Genomic DNA, 21979 nt, shown 5'->3' on the forward strand with positions numbered 1-21979 from the left:
ACGGACTGCGGCCCGAGGCGCTAGCGGGAGGCGCGCCCGCGATACCGGAAGGCAGCGAGCCGCGCGCGGAGCCGCCCTGCCGCGGTGGTCGCGCCGTCGACGGCCTCGTCCGCCGCGGTCCAGGCCGCTCTCGCCCGCTCCTCCGACACCTCCGAGCCGTCGAAGACGGCGGCGTCGACCTGCCGCGCGATCGTGGCGAGCCCCGCCGCCGGCACGGTCAGCCCCTGGCTCGCCGACTGCTCCTCCAGCGCGGCGGCGGTCTGCAGCCGGGTCGAGCGGGGCGGCACCGACAGTCCGAGCTCGACGTACCGGTCGGACAGCTCCTCCCATGCGCCGGCGGCACGGCGATCGGGCGGGCCCGTCGTCTCGCGCACGCGCCGCCGGCGTCGCTTGAGGGCTCCGATGATCAGCAGGGGCACGAAATAGAGCAGGAGCGGAACACCCACGATGCCGAGCGCGACCCAGGCCCAGGCCGGCAGCTGGAAAGCGCCGCGTGGCGGCTTCTTGTCGTTGTCCTTCGTCTTGACCGGCGTGAGCAGCTCGTCGGCGCGGGGATCGGCGGGCGGCGGCTGCCGCACCTGCGGCTGCGGCTCCAGCTTGGGTTTCGTCGTCTGGTTCTTGGGCGCATCGGTCTTGGTGGGCGTCGGGAAGAACGGCACCCAGCCGACGCCCTCGAACGGCACCTCCACCCACGCGGTCACGTCGTCGCCGGTGACCGTCGTCGTCGAGGAGACGGCCTTCGGGGCGAAGCCCATCACCACCCGGGCCGGGTAGCCGAGGCGACGGGCCATCAGGGCGAAGGCGCTCGCGTACTGCTCCTGGTCGCCGACCATCGGCGACCTGCTGAGCAGGTCGGTCATCCGGTCTGCGCCCTCCCCTGCCCGGGACGGGACGGGATCCGACGCCCGGCCGTGGCTGAGGTAGCCGAGCGATTTGAGCGAGCGCTCGATGTTCCGCAGCTTCTGGATGGCCGTGTTCGCCGAGCCGGCATACTCCTCGGCCTTGGCGGAGACGACGTCCGGCACGTTGTCCACGGGCGGCAGGACGACGTGCGCGGGCGCCGCCTTGGCGAGCTGCTGGTCGTTCGGGATGCGCTGCGCTGTCGCCTCCACCGTGTACTTCAGGCCGTCGCGGACTCCGCTGGTGACGGCGCTCGTTCCGGTGGCCGTGTTGACGCGCACCGTCTGCGTCGGGTCCTGGCCCGTGTGGGCGTCGAAGCCGAGCCGGTCGAGATAGCCGAGCGTCGGGAGCCAGACGTCGGAATAGCCCAGGATGTCGATGGTCGCGGTGCTGGTCGCGCCCGGGGTGAAGAGGGACGGCCGCGGGATGGAGCTGCCGAGCAGCTCGAACGCCCCCGAGGCGCCCGCTTGCGAACCGGGTTCCGTCACCCGCCAGACGACGCCGTCGTAGCTGTCCATCGTGGCGAGCCGGATGACCTGGCCCTTCTGCAACTCCTCGACCGTGAAGAGCTTGGTCTTCTGCAGATCCTTCGTGTACTTGCGGAACCCCGCGAGCGGGCTCGGGTAGTCGAGCGGGTCGAAGGGCGGCGTGACCTCGTCGCGGACCACCAGGCGTGACGCGGCGGCCGGGGTGAGCAGCGAGCCCGCAACAGCGCCCACCACGAGCGCTCCGACGACGACCACGACGCCGCTGAGGAACCGGGTCCGCCGCACGCCGGCGCCGGCGTTCAGCCGCCCCTGGTCCCCGGTGCGACGCCAGGCGAGCCAGACGAGCGCGATGACCGCGAACAGCACGCCGCGGGCGCCGGCGAAGTAGGCATCGCGGGTGCCGAGGAGGATGCCCGCGAGCACGAGCAGCAGCGGTCCGATCAACAGCACGGCCGCCCGCCCCACCGGCCGGCCGGCCGACGGCGCACCCGGGCGCCGGCTCGTCCGCGGCAGCCAGCGCACGGCGAGGGTGACCGAGACCAGGCTCACGAGCCAGCCCGCGAAGTAGGGCACGACCGCCACGTACGGCGGGGCCTCCAGCGGAGCGCGAAGGGTCACCGCGTCGCTCCAGCCGAAGACCGGGCCGATCGCCAACCCGGAGAGGCTGTCGAGTGAGGGCAGCACGCCGTAGAGAGCGAGTCCCGGCAGTGCGAGCGCCGTGCCCAGGAGCACGTACGCCGCCAGAGCGATCAACGCGGTGAGCATCACCGACAGCCAAAACAGCCTCCCGATCACCGCGACGGCTCCCCCGATGACGATGCCGCCGACGGCGGCCGACACGAAGGCGTAGTGACCGAACGCCGGCTCGAAACCGGCGACGGCGATGAGACTGAGCCCGATGACGACGGCGGCGTCGATCCAGGTGACGCGCTCGAGACGATCCACGGCGCTCACCGGCCCACCCTCCTGAGGAGGGCGGGCAGCTCGTCGAGCCGCCCGAGCGCGATCAGGAGGGTACGGCCCAGTCGGGCCACCCGCGGCTCGGCGGTCTCGTCCACCCGGATGGTGATGGTCTCGGTGTCGGCGGACCACAGCGCAGCCGCCGACCGCAGCTCGGCCGGCGTCGCCTGCGAGCCGACGACCGTGACCGCGAGGCTCGGTACAGCGCTTCGAAGGGTCGCCTGGCGCAGGAACTCCCGCACGCCGACGGCCGACACGACCGGCTGGATGCGGCAGGAGTCGTCGAGGAAGGCCGTGGGAGTCGACACGCGCAGGGCGGCACCCTGCGAGACCGCATCGATGCCCGTCTCCTCCCGGATGACGTGGGAGCCGAGGGACGCGAACACCGACACGGCGAGCTCGAACTCGTCGTCGGAGGCGAAGCGCGACCGCTCGGCGTCCAGCGCCAGCAGCAGCTGCGAGCGACGCGACTCCTGGTACTGCCGCACCATCAGCTGCCCGGTGCGGGCGGAGGTGCGCCAGTGGACATTGCGGATGTCGTCGCCCGCTTCATACGTGCGCAGCGCGTGGAACGCCAGGTCGGAGTCGGTGATGACCTTGGTGGTCTGACCCTCCAGGTCGCGCACCAGCCCGCGCGCGGTCGCTGCCAGGCGCACCGTCCTGGGGTGCACGAAGAGTTCCACCTGGTCGGTCCAGCGCGTGGTGCGCCGGAGCAGCCCGAGCTGGTCGCCGCGGACGGACAGGGCCGGTCCGGCCAGGATGAGGGCGCGCCGGGCGGTCGGCACGGCGAACAGTTCGTCGATCTCGGCGCCGGGGGCCAGGCGCGGCACCGTGAAAGCGGCCAGCCCTTCCCCGACCGGCAGCTCCATGCGGGTGGGCAGGACCGGGCGCTGCCCGCTGTTGCGCACGCTCAGCCTCCCGTACGCACGGTCGCCGGCGACGACTCGACGCGGGGTGAGCTCGACGCCGACGGCGTAGGTCGAGCGGCCGACGACGAAGCCGACGGCCAGGAGCACGGCGGCGAGCAGCGTCGAGCCGAGGTACGCGAACTCCGCCCAGCCGAGCGCGAAGAGGAGGACGAACGACACCGCCGCAGACGCGAGCACGACCCAGCCGAGCGGGCTCACCGTGTCGGTGACGGATGCGACCCGGCCCGCCACGCTCCGTGCGGCCGGTGCGGCACGCCCGAGCAGCCGGCCTCCCGCCGCGGCGAGCTGGGATCCCGCGATGCGGGCCTGGACCGCGCCGCGCCGCGGGGCCGTTCTGCGCGGAGCGGCGCTCCGCCGTCCCCGGACGCCGGCCCCGCTTCGCGTCCCCGTCTCCTGAGCGGTCATGCTGCCCGGTAGGCGGGCGGCGTCGCCGCGGCGACCGACCGGGCCACGATGTCCGCCGAGGTGACCCCGGCGAACTCGGACTCGGGATCGACGATGATGCGGTGCGCCAGCACCGGCTGTGCCAGGTCGCGGATGTCGTCCGGCGTCACATAGGTGCGGCCCGCCGAGATGGCCCAGGTCTTCGCCGCACGGGCCAGCGCGAGCGCGCCGCGGATGCTGACCCCGAGGGCGGCGTCCCGGTCGTCGCGGGTCGCCGTGACGATCTCGCTGAGGTAGCCCATGACCGAGGCGTCGGCGTGCACTTCGGAGGCCAGCTGAGCGAGCGTCGTCACCGAGTCGGCCGCGATGATCGGGCGCACGGCGGTCGCCCGCGACCGGTTCGAGGAGTCCAGGAGCAGGTCGACCGTCGTGGCATGGTCGGGGTAGCCGAGGGAGGTCTTGATCAGGAAGCGGTCGAGCTGGGCCTCCGGGAGGGAGTAGGTTCCCGACTGCTCGACCGGGTTCTGCGTGGCGATCACGAGGAACGGCGTGCCGACCGGGTGGCCGACGCCGTCCACCGTCACCACGCCCTCCTCCATGACCTCCAGCAGCGCGGACTGCGTCTTGGGGCTCGCGCGGTTGATTTCGTCCGCGAGGACCACCGAGGCGAAGATCGGGCCCGGGTGAAACTCGAAACGGCCCGTCGACTGGTCGTAGATGGTCACGCCGGTCACGTCCGACGGCAGGAGGTCCGGGGTGAACTGCACGCGCGACTGGGTGCCTTCGATCGTGTTCGCCAGCGCCTTGGCGAGCACCGTCTTGCCGGTGCCCGGCACATCCTCGAGCAGCACGTGGCCCCCCGAGAGCATCGCGGCCACGACGAGCCGGATCGTCTCCTCCTTGCCGAGGATCGCTTTGTCGACGTTCGCGACGAGCTGCGCGAACGCGCCGGCGAACCAGTCCGCCTGTTCCTGGGTCACTGCCACGGATTCGTCCTTCTGTTCGGGTTCTCGCTCTGACTGTTCGGGTTCTCGCTCTGACACGTCGGGTTCTCGCCCGGAGCTCCCCCGGCCGCCCGGCCGTCGCGGATCACGGCGACCAGTCCTGGACGCTGCTCTGCACTCCGTTGACCACGACGTAGGCGCCCTTGTAGCCGCAGTACGGCTGCTGCCCGTCGGCGGCACCGCGGTAGTGCGCGTAGCCGTTGCCGTCGGTGGAGATGCTCGGGGCCCAGAGTGTGCCGCCGTTGCAGTGCACCTGCATGGGGAACGTGCGGTTCGCCGGGAAGTGGTGGAGCGTCACATCGTACGTGAAGCTGTGCGGGTAGCCCGGCTCCTTGTTGCCCTGCGCGAGATCGATCGACGGCTGCGGCGCGGGCTTGTTCTCGACCTGGGTCGAGCCGGAGGTGGAGTGCGGGCCCGCCTTGCCGCTGCCGTCGTTCACCGCGTAGATCTCGAACGAATAGCTGCCGGCCCCCCGGCCGCCGACCGACGCGCTGGTGCCGGTCGTGGTCTTCCAGGAGTCGCCGCTCAACTTGTAGTGGTAGACGACCGCGCCGCCGCCGGTGCCGCTGGGGTCGCGCAGGGCGTTCCAGCTCATGGTGATCGTGGCCGGGGCGTAGCCGTCGTTCGAGATCTTCAGGCCGCCGACGGCGGTGGGCGTGCCGTAGGGGGTGACCGCTGCGCTCTGCGCCGAGACCGGCCCCCACCCGTCGGCGTTGTGGGCTCGCACGGCGAACCGGTACGCCTTGCCGTTGGTGAGTCCGCCGATGTCCACCCGGCCGATGCTGCCGGTCGTCACGGTGCTCTCGCCGCCGCTGATCTCGTAGGAGTCGATCGGCTTGCCGTTGTCGGCGGGGGCGGCGATGGTCACGCTCGCCTTGCCGTCGCCGGCGGTCGGGTTCGACGGGGCCGGCGGCTTGCCCGGGACGTCGTGGATCGTCACGCGGTACTGACCGATCGCGGCGGCGGTGCGTTTCGGGTCCTTGGTCGCGTCCTCGACGTGATAGACGACGTTGACCGCGCCGATCGCGGCCCCGGAAGCCGCGCTCACCGTGATCGAGGACGCCGTATGGGTGACCGTCACACCGGCGGGAGCGCTCTGCGCCTGGGCGTCCGTGATCGTCAGCGGCGTTCCCGGGAACGGGTTGACCCAGGCCGAGTCCGACGCCGCACCGTTCAGCGTGCCCGACGTGCCGCGCTGGAGCTCCGACGTCTGCGGGGGGTTCTTCTGCGCGGCGATCGGGCGCGACGAGCTCACCACCTGAACGTTCACGGTGCCGGTGATCGTGTGCGTGCCCGAGCTCATCGTCACCGAGACGGTCGTGGACTCCCCCGGCTGGACCCCGAGCGGCGCGGAGAGCGTCAGCGTCGACCCGCTGAGCCCCACGGAGATCTTCTTGTTCGACCACTGCGGGTTCGCGTAGCTCAGCTTGGCGAGGATCGCCGGGTTCGGGTGGAAGCTCGACGCCCGCAGGTCGACGGACAACGGAGCCTCGCCCGGTTCGATCTTCTCGGTCGGCGACGTGAAGGTCGGCGGGATGTCCGACTGCTCCGGGTCGCCGATCGTGAGCGGCAGCACGAGCGTGGTGATCCTGTCCGTCGACGCACCGGCCTCCCTGCCGTCGTTCACCTTGAACGTGATCGCCGCGGGGCCGCGATATCCCTTCGCCGCGGTGAAGTCGAGCGTGTCCTCGCCGCCGTACGATGACGCGCCGGAGCTGTTCGTCGCGCTGACGCCCGAGGCGCCGGTCAGTTTCACGCTTCGGCCGGAGGGCACCGTCAGGATGTCCGCCAGCTTCCAGCTCTTCGATCCGTTCATGGGAACGATCTGCTGCGGGAGGCCGTCCGCGATCCTGGGCGGTGCGGTCGCGTCGCCCTTGGGGGGCACGATGATGAAGGCGTCGCCGGTGAGTCCCGTGACCCGGTCCGTCACCGAGTACGCGATCGCCATGCGGCGCTCACCCGGCCGCACCGACACCGTGCCGTCGCTCGCGACATCGGCCGACGCGGCGTTCGCGCCGGTCACCGCCACCTGCAGGTCGCCCACCAGCCCGGACGGGTTCGTCGCGCCGGAGAGCGCATCGACCTTGACGGTCTGCTTGTCCGCGACCGCGTCCGCCTCCAGCACGTGGTCCACCGCCGTCGGCGGGACGTCCTTCGCGTCCGGGGTGACGGTGAGCTGGATGAAGGCGCTGGCGACTCCGCCCTGGCCGTTGGTGATCTGGTAGCGCACGACGTAGGAGCCCTGGCGCTGCGGGGCCTTCACGAGCACGACCTTGCCGTGCACGGAGGCGGTGAGGCCCTGATCGACCTGCAGGAGCTTCTTCTGCAGGGCGATGGCGTAGCCGTTCGGATCCGAGTCGTTGTCGAGCACGGGTACCGCAATCGTCCGCCCCGGCTTGACCTGCACGGGGTCGTCGACGGCGATGGGCGGTCGCACCTGGCTCGGGCGGGGGATGACACCGATGGTCACGGTGCCGGTGGCGGACTTCCCGTACGTGTCCTTCACGGTGTACGTGAACGAGTCGGTCCCCGCGGAGTCCGGGTAGGCCTCGTACGTGAAGGCCGTGCTCGTCGTGTCCGTGATCCGGCCCAGCGACGGCTGGCTGCCGAGGCCGGCGAGCACGACCGAGTCGCCGTCCGGGTCGATGCCGTCGAGCGGCACCTCCACGGGAACGGCCGACCCCGCGAACGCACGCACGGTCAGCGGTTGCGGCTGCGGCGCGTGGTCGGAGCCCTTGTCGGGCGGCGTCACCACGAACGTCACCGTCGCCTGGGCCTTCTGCCCGTACTTGTCAGTGATGCCGTAGACGACGCTGTACTGGCCCGGAGCCGAGGGCGCCTGGTAGCGCACCGTCGAGCCGCTCACGAAGGCGGTGGCGCCTTTGCCGGCCGCCGAGGTGTCGCGCAACTGCGGGTCGAGCGAGAACGGGGCGTTGTCGGGCGAGGAGTCGTTGTCGAGCACGGACGCGGTCACCACGTCCCCGGCCCGCACCGTCACCGTGTCGTCGACGGCCACCGGAGGCTGGTGCACCACCAGGGGCGGGACGGGCACGACCGTGATGCCGGCCGTCGACTCGTGCACGCCGTCGGAGACCACGTATTGCAGCTGTACCTGCTGGGTGAGCACCGTGGGGGCGGTGATCTTGACGACGGCGTTGTCGAGCACCTCGACCGCGAGGTCCTGCGTACCCGCACCCGCCGACACCTGCCGCACGACCAGCACCCGGCCGGACGGCGACACATCGTTGTCGAGCACGGCGACGGAGGTCGGCTCACCCGGGCGCACGTAGGCGCGGTCGGCGACGGCGACCGGCGGAGCATCGGACGCCCCCTGCTCGGCCACGTCGAATCGCACGATCCCCGTCGTGCTCTTCGGCCCGGCACCCAGGGTGTACGCCGCGTAGTACTCCCCCGCCGCGTTCGTCTTCAGTGTGATCGTGCCGTGCGCGGCATCGGCCGTGACCTGCGCCCCGGAGCCCTGGAGCGTGGCGCCGACCAGCGCGAGCGGCTCTCCCGACGGCGACTGGTCGTTGTCGAGCGGGTGCACGACGATCGGCCGCCCGGTGAAGCCGGAACCGAAGTCGGGGACGGCCACCGGGTCGAGCGTGCCGGCCGGCTTGACCGTGACGATGAGACTGCCGGTGGTGGACTTGCGTCCGTCCGAGACCGTGACCCGGACCTCCTTCGACCCGGCCTGACCGGTCTTGCTGGTGAAGGTCACGTCGCCGTCGGGCTTGAACCGCACGTCGTCCTCGGTCGTCGCGGTCGCGGTGACGAGGGACAGGTCGTCGCCGTCGGGGTCCAGCCAGTCGTTCAGGACGTTGTAGGTCACCGACTGCCCGACCTCGGTCTGGGCGGTGCTGGATCGGGTCGAGACGGGTGCGTCGTTCTGCGCGTCCTGATGCAGCGTCGCGTCGACGGTCGCGGACGCCGTGCCTCCGCGGCCGTCGTCGATCGAGTACCGGAAGCTGACGGTGCCGCTCAGCCCGGCCTTCGGGGTCAGCTGGATGGCCCGGCCTCCCTCGACGAGGGTGAGCTCGCCTTGATCGGCGGGGATCGCCGACACCTGCGTGATGGTCAGCACATCCCCGTCGGGATCGGTGTCGTTGGCCAGCACCGGAAGGACCGTCGAGCGGCCGGGCCGGACGCCGAATGTGTCGTCGACGGCCGTGGGCGGCCGGTTGACCGAGGTGCGCTGCGCGAGCGTGTCGGCGAACGACTGCACCACCGGCTTCTCCTCGCCCGTGTCGCCCTGGACGCTCGTGTCGTTAGGCTTGAGCTGCGCCCAGTTCTGCACCAGGCGCATGTTCGACGAGACCACCCAGGCGTTGCCGTCGCGGAGGTTGTTGAGGGCGATCACGCCGTTGTTGACGCGGAACTCCAGGTCGTCGCCCGTCACGGGCTGGTCGATGTCCAGGCCGATCGGCTTCCTGCCGTCGCAGGCGTAGAGGTAGCGGGCCGATCCCGCCCAGGCGCCGTACGAGCAGCCCGCGAGCCGGACGGGTGCGGACACCGCGGTGGCGCCTCCCGACGAGGTCGCCCCCGCCGGAACGGACACGACGGCGCCGCCCCCGAGCGGAACCTTGAGCAGGCTGTTCGCCGTCGCGACGAGCGCATCCGGATCGTCCGGGCCGGGCTGCTGCAGACGGAGCCCTTTGGCGGGGAGCTCCACGACCGTCCCGGATCCGGTGATGAGCCGGTCGTCCTGGGTGTCGAGCAGCACGGGATGGTCGCCGACCGTGGAGAGCTGGAACGAGCCGGGGACCGCCAGCGACGACGACACCGCGCCGGCACCGGGGTGATCGACGCTCACCAGCCGCTTGCTTTTCGGCGCGGCCACGAAGGTCTTGCCCGACTTCGAGACGACGAGTTTCGCGCCAGCGCCCACGCTGGCGACCGCCTTGGTCTTCGACTTGTCGAAGTCGAGTCGGCCCGAGGCGTCGAGGACCCAGAGCGATCCCGTGGGCGAGAGCACGGAGAACGTCGAGCCTCCGTAACCGACCTGCGACCCCTCCGGCACCTGGATGCGTCCGCCGAGCGACACGAACGCCGGATCGATGCGGTCCACCGTCCCGTGGGGCAGATCCGTGAGGAAGTAGGACGAGCCGTCTTGGAGGACGTCCAGGTCGGCGGAGGAGCCGGTGACCGAAGCGTCGAGCTCATCGATCTGATGGTTGAGCCGGCCGCCGAGCAGCCGCTCGCCGTTCGTCACCCAGACGTCGCGCGTGTCCAGCTCGACCGCGTTGGTCGGAAAGCCACGGTGCAGCACAGCGATCGTGAGCGGCACGCCCGCGACCACGGCGACGGCCGTGGCGATCGCCAAGGACTTCCGTTCGCGGATCCACGTGCTGAACGAAGCCAAGACTCTGCTATCCCCCGGGGCAGGCTGCGATATCCATTAAGCGATATCCATTGAGACTGAAACGCGAATCACGCTAGCACGCCCCCCGAACGGGAGAGGAATGGGGAGCACTCCCCATCAGAACCGGCGCGAGCCTCGCTCAGTCGCTCCCAGATTCCGCCGGACCAGCGGGTTCGTCAAGGAGCGGGAGGTCTTCCACCCCGACGAGCCGGGTGGTGACCGCGTACTCGACCAGACGTGCTCTGCGGTTGGTGGCGAGCTTGCCGCGCCCTCCCCGCAGGCCGGCCACGCCGAGGCGGTCGAGCTTGTCGCAGACGTTGTCGAGCTTGCGATTGAAGGTCGTCATGCTCCAGCCCAGACGCTCTGCGGCCTCCGAAGAGGTCGGGATGCTGCCGCGACCGGGAATCGACTGCCGCAGCACTCCCTCGGCGAGGGCGACGATCAGCTGCCGCTGGCTCGTGGTGAGCGTCACCGGCAGCACCGTGGTCGACCCGCCGGGGCCCTCCACCGCGATGGAGGTGTTGAAGTAGTCCGCGTCGCTCGTGATCGTGAAGTCGTACGTGGTCGCCCCCGCGCTGAACATGACGTGCAGGGTCTGGAAGACGATCGGGAGCTTCGCCCCAGGCGCCAGCCAGGCCTGCATCGTGCCCGAGGCGTCGGTGACGGTCGCCGTCAGCAAGGTCCCGACATTGCTGAGCCACCACATCCCGAAGTCGCTGGTGATGCTGAGGAACCGGCGATGCAGGTAGGGATTGTCGTCGATCGCGAGGTCGCCCTCGCGCCCGATGTCGAAATCGGCGCCGTCGCCGACCGGGTACTCCTCGCCGCAGAACTCGACCGTGAGTGTCATGAGGAACACGCCTTCAGCGGCTCGGACGTGCGACCCGCTCGGATGGTGGTGACGTCGACGCAGACCGGCACGCCCGGCGTGAGGCCGGTGAGGGTGACCGTCGGCCGGCCGGTGACGGTCGGCGGATCCGTCGTGCCGTCGCGCACCCAGCTGTACCGGTCGCCGTCTCGGGGCGCCGCCGTCTTCCAGACGATCGTCGCCGCCGTGCCGGTGGCGTCGCGCTTCGCCGACACGAGAGTGGGCGCGGGGACCGTCGTCACCGCGATGGCGCCGTCGTCGCCTCCCTGGCGGGTCGACGGCGGGGTCGACGCTGCAAGCGCGTTCGACAGGATCGCCGCCCCGATTCCCAGCACGACGACAGCGGCCGCCGCTCCTCCGATCCACGCGACGAGTCGCCGGCGAGGCGGGCTCCCGGCGTCACCGGCGTGTCCGCCTTCCGCGGTGTCGACCACTGGTGTCGACGGCTCGACTGCGACCGGACGCAGGCGGGTGCTCTCCACCGGGGTGGCGGCCGGCGCGACCGGAGTCACGCCGCGGACCCGCGTGGGCTCCGCCGTCGACGCGGCCTCCGACGACGGCGCGTCGGTCGACACGGGAGGCACAGCCGGCGCCGGGCCGGGCGTGTCCCCCTTCGGTTCGTACGGCGCCGCGACCGGCTGGGCGACGATCGTGGCCACCGAGCGGGCCCGGGTCGCCTCTGCGGCGTCAGCGCCGTCCTCCGCAGGCGGGTGCTCGGTCGGCAGGTGGAGGTTGGGGACGTCGATGCTGGTCGGGGCCAGTCCGAGCTCCAGCTCCACCCGCTGCAGAGCGCGCGCGAACTCGACCGCCGAGCCGTACCGGTTCTCGCGTCTCGCTGCCATCCCGGTGCGGAGCACCGTGGTCAGCGAGGTCGGCAGGTCGGGCCGGTCGAGTGGCGAGATCATGCCGCGCTCGATGCGGCCGATGAGGTCGAGTGTGCCGTTCGAGCGGCCGGGAACCTCGAAGGGCGTCCGGCCCGCGAGGAGAGTGTGCAGTGTGGCGGCGAGGGAGAAGATGTCGCTTCGCACATCGGGATCGGGATCGTCGGTGAACATCTCGGGAGGCGACCACGGCACGCTCAGCCCCACCGAACGGCTCCCGTTCGTGGTCGTGTGCGCCTCGCCCCGCCGCAACTCCGACAACGTCGTCGTGTGCACCGGGAGCTCCTCGAGGGCCGAGGCGATGCCGAAGTCTGTCAACGCCGGCCAGCCGAACGAGTTGGTCAGCACGTTGGCCGGCTTGATGTCGCGGTGCAGGATACCGGCGTCGTGCGCCGTGGCCACGGCGCTCGACAGCCGCACCCCGGTCCGCAGGGCGTCCTCGACCGGAATGCGCTCACGCTTCAGCCGATCGGCGAGCGACGGGCCGGAGCAGTACTCCATCACGAGGTAGGGCCGGTCGTCGGCCGATACGCCCGCGTCGAAGATCGTCGCGATGAACGGGTGCGCCGACAGTCGCGCCATCACGTTCGCCTCGGTCACGAACCGGGCGCGCGCCGCATCGTCGACGCTGTCGGTGAGCAACACCTTGACGGCGACGCTGCGCTTGGGAAGCTCCTGCTCGTAGAGGAAGACGTCGGAGAAGCCGCCCGAGCCGAGAAGGCGGATGAAGTGGAGGCCGTCGAGCACGGGCGGTGTCGACGCCATCCTCCTCATTCGGTCGCCTCGACGGTCACGGTCGCCCCGCTGCCCAGGTCGACGACGGTTCCGGCGACGACCGTGGTCGGTTCGCCCGCGCGGAGCTTCTGCGGCGACTTGCCCGGCAGCACCACGAGTGTGCCGTTGCGCGAGTGCAGGTCGGTCACGACGACGGTGTCGCCCTCCACGGAGATGGCGACGTGCGAGCGCGAGATGTCGCCCTCGGCCCCGGTCAGTGTCAGCGGGCGAGCGCCCCTGAGGGTGCGGACCGCCGCTGCGTTCGGCGCGCGCCCGACGATCACCGGTCCGAGCAGGTCTTCGCGCCGCCCGTCGGAGAGCACGACGTGGTAGCGCGGGGGCGCCGGGGAGGCCGGCGGCTGGTCGAGGGCGTCCGGCGGCCCGGCGGCCGCCCGCCGTGGGAGGTCACCGCTCAGCACGGTCAGCCCGTCGTGGTCGCCGACTGCAACCGCCTGCGGGAAGGAGTCGGTGATGAACCCCGGCAGATCGATGCGCTCCGGCTCCGCCGGAGCCGCATCCGGCCGAACCGCGGCCTCTTCGATGCCGCGCATCATCGTCGCGCCGAAGAGATGGTCGTAGCCCGTTTCGAACCCGGGCGCCCCCGCGTTCGATTCCTCGGGACCGGCGCCCTCGCGCTCGGGCGCCTCCACGATCGTCGCCTCCGAGACCCGTGTCGCCTCGGAAACCGGCGTCGGCTCGGAGACCTGCGTCGGCTCCGAGACCAGCGTCGGCTCGGAGACCGGCATCGGCTCGGAGACCTGCGTCGGCTCCGAGACCCGGGTCGGCTCCAGCACCACCGGCTCGATCGCTCGCGACTGCTTCGCCGCCTGCGGTGCGGGTGAGGGCTGTGCGCGCACGTCGTCCGACGCCGTCCAGACCAGGGCGCCGCCGCGCACGACGCCGTGGACCACGGGAAGGGTCTCGCCGGACGGCGACCCGAGCGTGACGGACGTCGCCTCGTCGAGCCGGGTCTCCAGCCACGACGACACCGCGGCTCTGAGGTCGCGCGTGCCCGCACGGTCGGTGACCGAGGCACGGAGCCCGCCGCGCACGGCGAGCATCGCGGTACCGTCGCTGACGTCGAGGAGGCCGAAGGGCGGGGTACGCCCCAGACCGTCGGCGATCAGCTCATCCAGAGTCTCCGCGAAACCGGTCCGCACGGCCGTGAGGTAGCGCAGCAGCCGCTCGCGGTCGGTGCGCGCCACGACGAGCGCGCGCCCCTCCGCGACGACGACCGCCCATTCCCCTGCCGTCGTCTGCTGCACCTCGAACACGTGCTGGCTACTCCCTCGGCTGCGTGTCGTCGAGCTCTCGGCCGGTGAGTCTGTCGACGGTGTCGACAGCGGCCGGAGCGTCATCCCCTGGCTTCGATTCAATCACGATCACGGTGACGTTGTCGTGGCCGCCCGCCGCGACGGCGGCCTCCACCAGCACGGCGGCCGGGTCGTCCGGGTCGCCGGCGAGGATCTCGGCGATCGTCTCGTCGCTCAGCTCCCTGGTGAGTCCGTCGGAGCAGACCACGAAGTCCGGGACGGCGTCGGCGGGCACGAACGTGCTGTCGGTGTCGACGAAATCCTCCGCTCCGAGGGCGCGCGTGATGACGTTGCGCTCCGGATGGACCTCCGCCTGCTCGGCCGTGATGAGCCCGGCGTCCAGGAGTTCCTGCACAGCGGAATGGTCGACAGTCAGACGCTCCAGCGTGCGCCCGTCCCACGCGTAGACGCGCGAGTCGCCCACGTTGATCACCATCCACTCCTCCGCCGCGCGCTCGGGCACGCGCACGCGGACCACACCGGCGAGGGTCGTTCCCGCGACAGCGGCCCCTGTCTCCTCCGCGTCGGAGAGCGCCCGCACGGCGGCGTTGGCCTCGTCGACCGCGGCGATCACCTCGTCGGGCGTCGGCGTGGTGCCGGCGGCGAGGGTGTGCGCGAGGCTCTCCACCGCGGTGCGGCTCGCGACATCGCCACGGGCATGCCCGCCCATGCCGTCCGCCACGACGAAGACCGGATCCTGCGCGAGATAGCTGTCTTCGTTGACGTGCCGTACCGCACCGATGTCGCTGCGGGCGCTCACGTCGACGGCGGAAGTCATGTGCGGGGGTCCTCCGTGGGAGTCTCGGTCGATGCGGTGGTGGTCGGTGCCTCGGCCGGAGCCGACCCGGCGGCCGGGTCGTCCTCGGCCGCATCGTCATCCCCGTGGATGGCGTCGGCGACGGTGCTGCCGCTCATGCGCAGCCTGACCAGACTAGCGACCGTGGCGACCACCATCGCACCGAGGATCACGGCGAGGGAGGTCCAGGTGCTGATGTCCGGCGCCCATTCGATGTGCTGGCCGCCGTTGATGAACGGCAGCTCGTTCTCGTGCATCGCGTGGAACACCAGCTTCACGCCGATGAAGGCGAGGATGAACGCGATCCCGTACTTGAGGTAGACGAGCTTGTCGAGCAGGTGTCCCAGGAGGAAGTACAGCTGCCGCAGGCCCATCAGCGCGAACACGTTGGCGGTGAACACGATGAACGGGCTCTGGGTGATGCCGAAGATCGCCGGGATCGAGTCGAGCGCGAAGAGCAGGTCGGTGGTGCCGAGGGCGAGGAAGACGATGATCAGCGGTGTGAACATGCGGCGACCGTTCACCGTGGTGCGCAGCTTGTTGCCCTCGAACTGGTCGGACACCTTCAGCCGTTTGCGTGCGAAGCGGATGAACCAGCTGTCGTTCGCGCCCTCGTCGTCGTGGCTGCCGAACGCCTGGTTGAACGCGGTCCAGAGCAGGAAGGCGCCGAAGAGGTAGAAGATCCAGCTGAAGCTGGCGATGAGGCCGGCGCCGAGCAGGATGAACACGCCGCGGAAGATCAGCGCGAGGATGATGCCCACCATGAGCACTTCCTGCTGGTACTTCCTGGGCACCGCGAAGCGGCCCATGATGATGACGAACACGAAGAGGTTGTCGATGCTCAGGCTGTATTCGGTCAGCCAGCCGGCGAGGAACTGCCCCGCATGCTCGGCGTCGCCGATCAGGAGCATGAGCAGCGCGAAGATCAGCGCCAGGGCGACGTAGAACGACACCCACAGTGCCGACTCCTTCGGCCCCGGGATGTGCGGGCGCTTGAAGACGATCAGCAGGTCGAACGCGAGGACGAGCAGGAGGACGACGAAGCTGCCGACCTCGAACCAGAGGGGAAGGGCGAGTTCCAACCGAGGGACCTTTCGGAGGGCGTACATGACGGACCCGAAAGTCTCTCCCGCACTCTTCGGTGCCGCTGTGCCCGGGTCTGATCGGCTCTGCCGGTCGGACCGTGATGACGTGCACAGCGCGGAGCCGTTCGGCCCCTTCGGGATACTCCCCTTCGCAGACCCCCATCCTACCGGGTCGAGGAGTATCGTCCGCCCCATGCGCCGGGTGAAGTTCGACAGCACCGCGATCGCGTCGGCCGGCTACGACCCGGCGACGGCGGTGCTGGAGATCGAATTCGCCGGCGGGGGCCTCTACCGCTACCGGCTCGTCCCGCCGAGCGTCTGGCGCGAACTGACAGCCGCCGAGTCCGCCGGGCGCTACTTCGCCGAGCGGATCCGCGACCGGTTCCCCGAGGAATGGGTTCCCTGACGTGCCCGCCTCACTGCAGGGTCGCCGCCCACTCGGCCACGCGGCGCGCGCTCTCCTCTTCCGAAAGGTCTTCGACCCGGGTCATGATGGACCACCGCACGCCGAACGGGTCGCGGATGCTGGCGTACCTGTCGCCGGACACGAAGTCCGCGACGGGCTCGCGGATGACCGCACCCGCGGCTTCGGCCGCTGCCACGACGGCGTCGACGTCCGGAACGTAGAGTCCGAGCGAATAGCAGTCGTCGTCTCCCGAGGGCGGCGCGACGAGGTGGTAGTCGGGCATCGGTTCCCCGAGTTGCAGCAGTCCGTGTCCGAAGTCGAGCACGGCGTGGGCGACCACACCGCCCATTTCGGTGACGTCGACCACGCGCGCTCCGAACACGTCGCGGTAGAAGGCGATCGCGCCCCGCGCGTCCGGGATCGCCAGGAACGGGGTGATGCTGCTGGCACCCCGTGGGGTGCCGTGATCGGTGTGCTCGCCGTGCGCTGCTCGTGTCATGCGATGAGGTTATGGGCCATCGGAGAAGGCCGGCTTGTAAATACGCGACAGGCCCGGGCCCGGACAGGCGGCCTGCGCGAGGATAGTGTGGCCGCGTGAACACCGTCCCGCCGTCGTCGCGCGGAGTGCTCTACCCGGCGCGGCTGCCGACCTTCCATCGCCTGCCCGCCGAGGGCGACCTCGCCGTGTTCGTGCGCTGGTTCTGGATCCCCGAGTGGGATGTCGAGCCCGGTCGCGTCTCCCGACAGCATGTCGTGGGCTACCCGGCGTGCAACCTCGTGGTGGAGAACGGCGCGGCGGGGATCGCCGGTCCGACGACCCGGGCGTCCTTCCGCGATCTCTCCGGAACCGGCTGGGCGGTCGGCGCCCTGCTGCTCCCTGCAGCCGTGCCTGCACTGGTCGACGACGTTACCGCGCTCCGCGACGACTTCCGCCCGCTCGACCTCCCCGACCTGACCGACGCTGTCACCGCGATCATGGCCGGCGACGCGCCACCCGGCGACCGCCATCGCGCCGCGATCGCCGTTTTCGGCGCCTGGCTGCACGACCGCCTGGGCGAGGTGACCGACGACGGCCGGCTCGCGAACCGGATGGTCGAGCTCGCCGAGTCCGATCGCACTCTGTCGACGATCACGGACCTCGCGGGCCGCCTCCACGTGTCCACTCGCACCCTGCAACGGCTGGCCGCCACCTTTGTCGGCTTGCCACCCGCCGCACTGATCCGGCGCCGGCGGCTCCAAGAGGCGGCCGAACGGCTCCGGGAGGACCCCGGCCTCGACCTGACCGCCCTCGCGCTTGAACTGGGCTACGCCGACCACGCCCACCTGACGAACGACTTCCGGCTCACGCTCGGCTTCACCCCGAGCGGTTACCGGCGGTCGCAGGCGGGCGGCGATGGAACGGGGCCAAAATCCCGCTTCCCTTGAAAATCAGAGGGAAGCGGGCGATGACGGGCGAGCGCCACTTCCGCCAGGACTTTGTCCTGGACCCCCGCCAGTAGGTTGTCGACTGGCGAGGTTCCCGTACCCGTCCTTACGCGTCGCCGCCATCGAGTTGGCGCGCGGCCTCCGCGTAGAAGTAGTGGAGCTCGGCGAGTGGAACGGCCGAGCGGGACACGGCGTTTGCGTCCTGTCCCTCTCTCGAGAAGGGCGGCGGATACAGCGACCAGCCCTGGTCTACGGTCAGCGACGACGAATCCTGTTGCCAGCCGGTCCACCGCAGCGCGCCATAGAACTCGTCCAGCCCTCCGCCGAGCGCCCAGGCGACGAAGGCCGAGTGGCTCCCGCCGATGCCAGACCACGCGAGTGTGTCCGGCCCCCAATAGCAAACCTCTCCCGTGGCCACACCCAGGCCACCGCCATCGATGGCGAAGCGCCCACCAAGCGCATCGAGTGCGACGACGAGGTGCGACTGAGCACGGCTTCCTCCGCTCTCTTCCGACAGACTCGGCAGGCCCGGCGCGCCCCCGCCGAGAATGCGCAACCAGCCGCTTTCGATGAGTACGCCCCCGGTATTGGCGGCGATCGCTCCCAATGCGGAGCGCTCAGTGAGCTGAAGCTCCTGCAAGACCGCTCGGCCCCGACGGGGATCGACGGGAAGAACTTCGACATCCACGGACGCGTCGTGAATCTGGCGCATTATCTCCGGCCAGACTGATCCCTCAGCATCCGACATACAGCCTCGCTCGTCCCTTGGTCATGCCGCGAGCGTACAGCGCCTGACGGTTTTGCTTCGGGCGCCAGTTCAGTGCCATCGAAGCTTTTCGACGGTGGAGATTATCCACTCGACTTACCCACAGGTGTTGCCACACACCCGGTTTTCGTCACTCGTGGCCGAGTAACAAAAAACCCGCTTCCCTTGAAAATCAAGGGAAGCGGGCGGTTGTGACCCCAGCGGGATTTGAACCCGCGTTACCGCCGTGAGAGGGCGACGTCCTAGGCCGCTAGACGATGGGGCCGTCTTGCAACTCATCGATAATGCCACAGATGGGTGCTGAGCTCCAAAACGAGCGGGTCACCCCGGGAGTGTCGCGCGGCCGCTCAGGCGAGCATGCGCAGCGCGCCAGGGACGACGGAGACCTCGACCGGAAGCGGGCCGATCCGCTCGCCGTCGGCGTATGCGACGACTCCGTCCGCCTCGATGCGCGCCGCGCTGAGTCCGCGGAAGGAGACCTCGGGCAGGCCGGTGTGCTCACCGCGGAACACCTTCGGGAACAGGCGCAGGAAGCGCCCCCGCGACATCGCGGTCACGACGAAGAGATCGAAGCGGCCGTCGTCGAGCTCGGCGTGCGGCGCGATGCGCATCCCGCCGCCGAGGGACCGGTTGTTCGCGACGGAGACCAGCATCGCCTCCGCCGTGATCGACTCGCCGTCCGCCACGATCCGGTAGGGGCGCGCGTGGAGCGTCGTCAGCTCGCGGAGCAGGGCGAAGACGTAGCGGCTGCGACCACGCGGCCGGGTCATGAGGTTGGCGCGCTCGTTCACCGTGGCGTCGAAGCCGGCGGAGAGCACGCAGCCGAACCAGGTGGTCAGCTCGGCGTGCAGCTCGCCGTGACGGATCACGCCGGCGTCGATCACGCGCGGCGCCCGCTGCAGGGCGGCCAGCAGCAGGTCGATGGCCGCCTCGCTGTCGTCCGTGGGGATGCCCAGGCCGTCGGCGAGGTCGTTGCCGGTGCCGCTCGGCACGATGCCGAGCGGCACCTCCGTCTGGGCGACGATGTTGATCCCGAGGTTCGCCATCCCGTCTCCCCCGACCACGACCAGGGCGTCGACTCCGGCCTCGACGGCGCGCGCGGTCTCGCGGCGCAGCAGCTCGATGTTCGCCTCGTCCACGGGGATCACGGTGTGGCCGGCGGAACGCAGTCGTTCGACGACCCGGGGTCCGACATCGCGGCGGCGGCCGAACGAGGCCATCGGGTTGACCGCGACGACCACGGTCCGAGGGGAGACTGGCATAGACCACGACTATGACACAGCTGGAGGATGATGAAGCCATGAGACTCACCAAGTTCGAACACGCCGCACTGCTCCTCGAAGACTCCGGCAAGAAGCTGTTCCTCGATCCCGGTTCGTTCACCTCCCCCCTGACCGACACGGCCAACACGGTGGCCGTCGTGATCACGCACGAGCACGCCGACCACTGGACCCCGGAACAGCTCAACCGCATCCTCGAACTGAACCCCGGCGTGCCGATCTTCGCGCCGGAGGGCGTGGCACGTGCGGCCGCCGACTTCGACGTCACGGTCGTGCACGCCGGCGACGCCGTGGAGGCCGGTCCGTTCACCCTCCGCTTCTTCGGCGGACGGCACGCGGTCATCCACGAGAGCATCCCGGTCGTGGACAACGTCGGCGTCCTCATCAACGACGAGCTCTACTACGCAGGCGACTCGTTCGTCATCCCGGAGGGCGTCGAGATCGACGTCCTCGCCGTGCCGGCCGGGGCGCCCTGGATGAAGGTCGCCGAGACCATCGACTACGTGCTCGCCACCAAGCCGAAGCGCAGTTTCCCGACCCACGAGATGGTGCTGTCGCGTGCGGGCAAGGACCTCTCGAACTCCCGCATCGGCTGGGCAACCGAGCAGGGCGGCGGAGAGTTCTTCGCGCTCGAGCCGGGCGACACCCTCGACCTGTGAGCGGCGACCGAAGCGCGGGCCGGGACCGGCGGCCTGCGGTCGTCTGGTTCCGCGACGACCTCCGGGTCGCCGACAATCCCGCGCTCGACGCCGCCGTACGCAGCGGCAGGCCGGTGGTGTGCGTCTACCTCTGGGACGACGTCTCGCCCGGCCTGCGGCTGCCCGGAGGCGCTGCGCGCTGGTGGCTGCATCACAGCCTCACCGCTCTCGACCAGGAGCTCCGCACGCGCGGGGGGCAGCTCGTCGTCCGCCGGGGAGCGGCCGAGGCGGAGCTGCAGGCGCTGACGTCCGAGCTGGACGCCGGCGCACTGTACTGGAACCGGCGCTACGGCGGGGCGGAGCGGACCATCGACGCCGCTGTCAAGTCGGCGGCACGGGAGGCCGGGATCGACGCCCAGAGCTTCGGCGCGAACCTGCTCTTCGAGCCGTGGACGATCCGCACCGGCTCGGGCACGGCTTTCTCGGTCTTCACACCGTTCTGGCGCGCATGCCTCTCGGCTCCGACTCCGCGCAAGCCGCTGGCGGCACCTCGCGGCATCGACGGGGCACGCCCGCCGGCCGGCGTGGGCATCGACGATCTCGCCCTGCTTCCCACCCGACCCGACTGGGCGGGAGGGCTGCGCGACGCGTGGCAGCCGGGAGAGCACGCGGCGCACGCCGACCTGAGGAGGTTCGTCGGCGACGACCTCGCCCGCTACCGCGCGGACCGCGACGTCCCGGCGATCGACGCCACCTCACGGCTGTCGCCGCGGCTGCGCTGGGGCGAGCTCAGCCCGCATCAGGTCTGGCACGCCGCCTCCGCCGTCCGCGATCGCGACCGGGGGCTCGCCGACAGCGCGGCAGTCTTCCTGTCCGAGCTCGGCTGGCGCGAGTTCGCCTACCACACGCTCTTCGAGCACCCCGATCTGGCCACGGTCAACATCCACCGGCAGTACGACGCGTTCCCCTGGCCGCGGCTGCACCCGTCCGCGCTGCACGCCTGGCAGCGAGGTCGCACGGGGATCCCGCTCGTGGACGCGGGCATGCGCGAGCTGTGGGCGACGGGCACCATGCACAACCGCGTGCGGATGGTCACGGCGTCCTTCCTCACCAAGAATCTGCTGATCGACTGGCGGCGCGGCGAGCAGTGGTTCTGGGACACGCTCGTCGACGCCGACCCGGCCAGCAACCCGTTCAACTGGCAGTGGGTCGCCGGCTCCGGCGCCGACGCCGCACCGTACTTCCGCGTCTTCAACCCCGAGCTGCAGCGCACGAAGTTCGACCCGCACGGCGACTACGTCCGCCGGTGGGTGCCGGAGTGGGACACCGACGAGTATCCCGAGCCGGTCGTCGACCTCGCCGAGACACGGCGCGCCGCCCTCGCCGCTTACGACACCGTGAAGGGGTCGGCTCAGCGGGCGTGATCGGCGAGGATCTGGTCCACATCGATCCGCTGCAGGAGCGCCGGCCAGTCGAGCGAGCGCGCCACATCGGCCATGTCCTCGTCGGCCAGCACCTTGCCGCTGCGCTCGACGACGATGCCCGACGGCAGCGAACGGTTCAGCTCGGCGAGGATGGCGTCGTCCACCGCTTCGGTGTCGAAGTCCGCCCCGACCTGGGCGTAGTAGTCGGACGAGAGGGTGTAGGAGACGATCCCGGCTTCGATGCGGCTCATGTCCGGCATCGTAGTCCCCCTCGGTCCGCTGCGGGCTGCGGGTGC

17 protein-coding genes and 1 tRNA gene are annotated in these 21979 nt (G+C 70.7%); 4 read left to right on the plus strand and 14 right to left on the minus strand.

Going from position 1 to position 21979, the window contains the following annotated elements; translation table 11 throughout:
* Window positions 1–20: 20 nt before the first annotated feature.
* The 9 genes from Q0Q23_RS02375 to Q0Q23_RS02415 all read right to left on the minus strand — a co-directional run bounded on the left by Q0Q23_RS02375 (window position 21) and on the right by Q0Q23_RS02415 (window position 15741).
* A complete protein-coding gene (locus tag Q0Q23_RS02375; RefSeq protein ID WP_295118749.1) occupies window positions 21–2342 on the minus strand; it encodes a transglutaminase-like domain-containing protein in 2322 nt (773 codons plus the stop codon).
* Window positions 2339–3682, minus strand: coding sequence for a DUF58 domain-containing protein (locus Q0Q23_RS02380; RefSeq protein ID WP_295118752.1), 1344 nt, complete (start codon window positions 3680–3682; stop codon window positions 2339–2341). The genes Q0Q23_RS02375 and Q0Q23_RS02380 overlap by 4 nt, the downstream gene beginning before the upstream one ends.
* Window positions 3679–4641 (minus strand): MoxR family ATPase, encoded by a 963-nt coding sequence (locus tag Q0Q23_RS02385; RefSeq protein ID WP_295119116.1) that lies wholly within the window; start codon window positions 4639–4641, stop codon window positions 3679–3681. Before Q0Q23_RS02385 ends, Q0Q23_RS02380 begins: the two co-directional genes overlap by 4 nt.
* Before the next feature lie 109 nt (window positions 4642–4750).
* Window positions 4751–10027: an Ig-like domain-containing protein gene (locus Q0Q23_RS02390; protein ID WP_295118755.1), complete on the minus strand. Its 5277-nt coding sequence runs from the start codon at window positions 10025–10027 to the stop codon at window positions 4751–4753.
* 139 nt (window positions 10028–10166) lie between these two features.
* Complete coding sequence (locus tag Q0Q23_RS02395; protein ID WP_295118758.1) at window positions 10167–10877, minus strand: hypothetical protein; 711 nt, start codon at window positions 10875–10877, stop codon at window positions 10167–10169.
* The gene (locus Q0Q23_RS02400; protein WP_295118761.1) at window positions 10874–12541 is read right to left on the minus strand and encodes a serine/threonine-protein kinase; all 1668 of its coding nucleotides are present in this window, start codon (window positions 12539–12541) and stop codon (window positions 10874–10876) included. The genes Q0Q23_RS02395 and Q0Q23_RS02400 overlap by 4 nt, the downstream gene beginning before the upstream one ends.
* Window positions 12542–12546: 5 nt before the next feature.
* Window positions 12547–13824 (minus strand): FHA domain-containing protein, encoded by a 1278-nt coding sequence (locus Q0Q23_RS02405; protein ID WP_295118764.1) that lies wholly within the window; start codon window positions 13822–13824, stop codon window positions 12547–12549.
* A gap of 7 nt (window positions 13825–13831) precedes the next feature.
* Window positions 13832–14641 carry a PP2C family serine/threonine-protein phosphatase gene (locus Q0Q23_RS02410; protein WP_295118766.1) on the minus strand — a complete coding sequence of 270 codons (810 nt, stop codon included), beginning with the start codon at window positions 14639–14641 and terminating at the stop codon, window positions 13832–13834.
* The gene (locus tag Q0Q23_RS02415; RefSeq protein ID WP_295119118.1) at window positions 14638–15741 is read right to left on the minus strand and encodes a TerC family protein; all 1104 of its coding nucleotides are present in this window, start codon (window positions 15739–15741) and stop codon (window positions 14638–14640) included. The genes Q0Q23_RS02410 and Q0Q23_RS02415 overlap by 4 nt, the downstream gene beginning before the upstream one ends.
* Before the next feature lie 196 nt (window positions 15742–15937).
* On the opposite strand from Q0Q23_RS02415, the gene Q0Q23_RS02420 reads away from it, so the two are divergent.
* Window positions 15938–16150: a KTSC domain-containing protein gene (locus Q0Q23_RS02420; protein WP_295118769.1), complete on the plus strand. Its 213-nt coding sequence runs from the start codon at window positions 15938–15940 to the stop codon at window positions 16148–16150.
* Between the two features lie 10 nt (window positions 16151–16160).
* Here Q0Q23_RS02420 and Q0Q23_RS02425 read toward each other — a convergent pair whose 3' ends face one another.
* Window positions 16161–16649: a glyoxalase/bleomycin resistance/extradiol dioxygenase family protein gene (locus Q0Q23_RS02425; RefSeq protein ID WP_295118772.1), complete on the minus strand. Its 489-nt coding sequence runs from the start codon at window positions 16647–16649 to the stop codon at window positions 16161–16163.
* 95 nt (window positions 16650–16744) lie between these two features.
* Between Q0Q23_RS02425 and Q0Q23_RS02430 the strand changes: the two genes are divergently transcribed.
* On the plus strand, window positions 16745–17575 hold the full coding sequence (locus tag Q0Q23_RS02430) for a helix-turn-helix domain-containing protein (protein WP_295118776.1): 831 nt from the start codon (window positions 16745–16747) through the stop codon (window positions 17573–17575).
* 106 nt (window positions 17576–17681) lie between these two features.
* Here Q0Q23_RS02430 and Q0Q23_RS02435 read toward each other — a convergent pair whose 3' ends face one another.
* The 3 genes from Q0Q23_RS02435 to Q0Q23_RS02445 form a co-directional block, all read right to left on the minus strand.
* Entirely contained in the window at window positions 17682–18323 is a 642-nt protein-coding gene (locus Q0Q23_RS02435; RefSeq protein ID WP_295118779.1) for a DUF2625 family protein, read from the minus strand.
* Between the two features lie 210 nt (window positions 18324–18533).
* Window positions 18534–18606 (minus strand) — tRNA-Glu (locus tag Q0Q23_RS02440).
* Window positions 18607–18688: 82 nt separating this feature from the next.
* Window positions 18689–19603 carry a diacylglycerol kinase family protein gene (locus Q0Q23_RS02445; protein ID WP_295118782.1) on the minus strand — a complete coding sequence of 305 codons (915 nt, stop codon included), beginning with the start codon at window positions 19601–19603 and terminating at the stop codon, window positions 18689–18691.
* A 38-nt stretch (window positions 19604–19641) separates the two neighbouring features.
* Between Q0Q23_RS02445 and Q0Q23_RS02450 the strand changes: the two genes are divergently transcribed.
* Complete coding sequence (locus Q0Q23_RS02450; RefSeq protein WP_295118785.1) at window positions 19642–20280, plus strand: MBL fold metallo-hydrolase; 639 nt, start codon at window positions 19642–19644, stop codon at window positions 20278–20280.
* The gene (locus tag Q0Q23_RS02455; RefSeq protein ID WP_295118788.1) at window positions 20277–21683 is read left to right on the plus strand and encodes a deoxyribodipyrimidine photo-lyase; all 1407 of its coding nucleotides are present in this window, start codon (window positions 20277–20279) and stop codon (window positions 21681–21683) included. Before Q0Q23_RS02450 ends, Q0Q23_RS02455 begins: the two co-directional genes overlap by 4 nt.
* Here Q0Q23_RS02455 and Q0Q23_RS02460 read toward each other — a convergent pair.
* Window positions 21671–21934: a hypothetical protein gene (locus tag Q0Q23_RS02460; protein WP_295118791.1), complete on the minus strand. Its 264-nt coding sequence runs from the start codon at window positions 21932–21934 to the stop codon at window positions 21671–21673. The two genes, Q0Q23_RS02455 and Q0Q23_RS02460, sit on opposite strands and share 13 nt — an antisense overlap.
* Window positions 21935–21979: the final 45 nt, after the last annotated feature.

It is taken from the genome of uncultured Leifsonia sp. (genome assembly GCF_945957465.1).
Classification (GTDB): Bacteria; Actinomycetota; Actinomycetes; order Actinomycetales; family Microbacteriaceae; genus Leifsonia.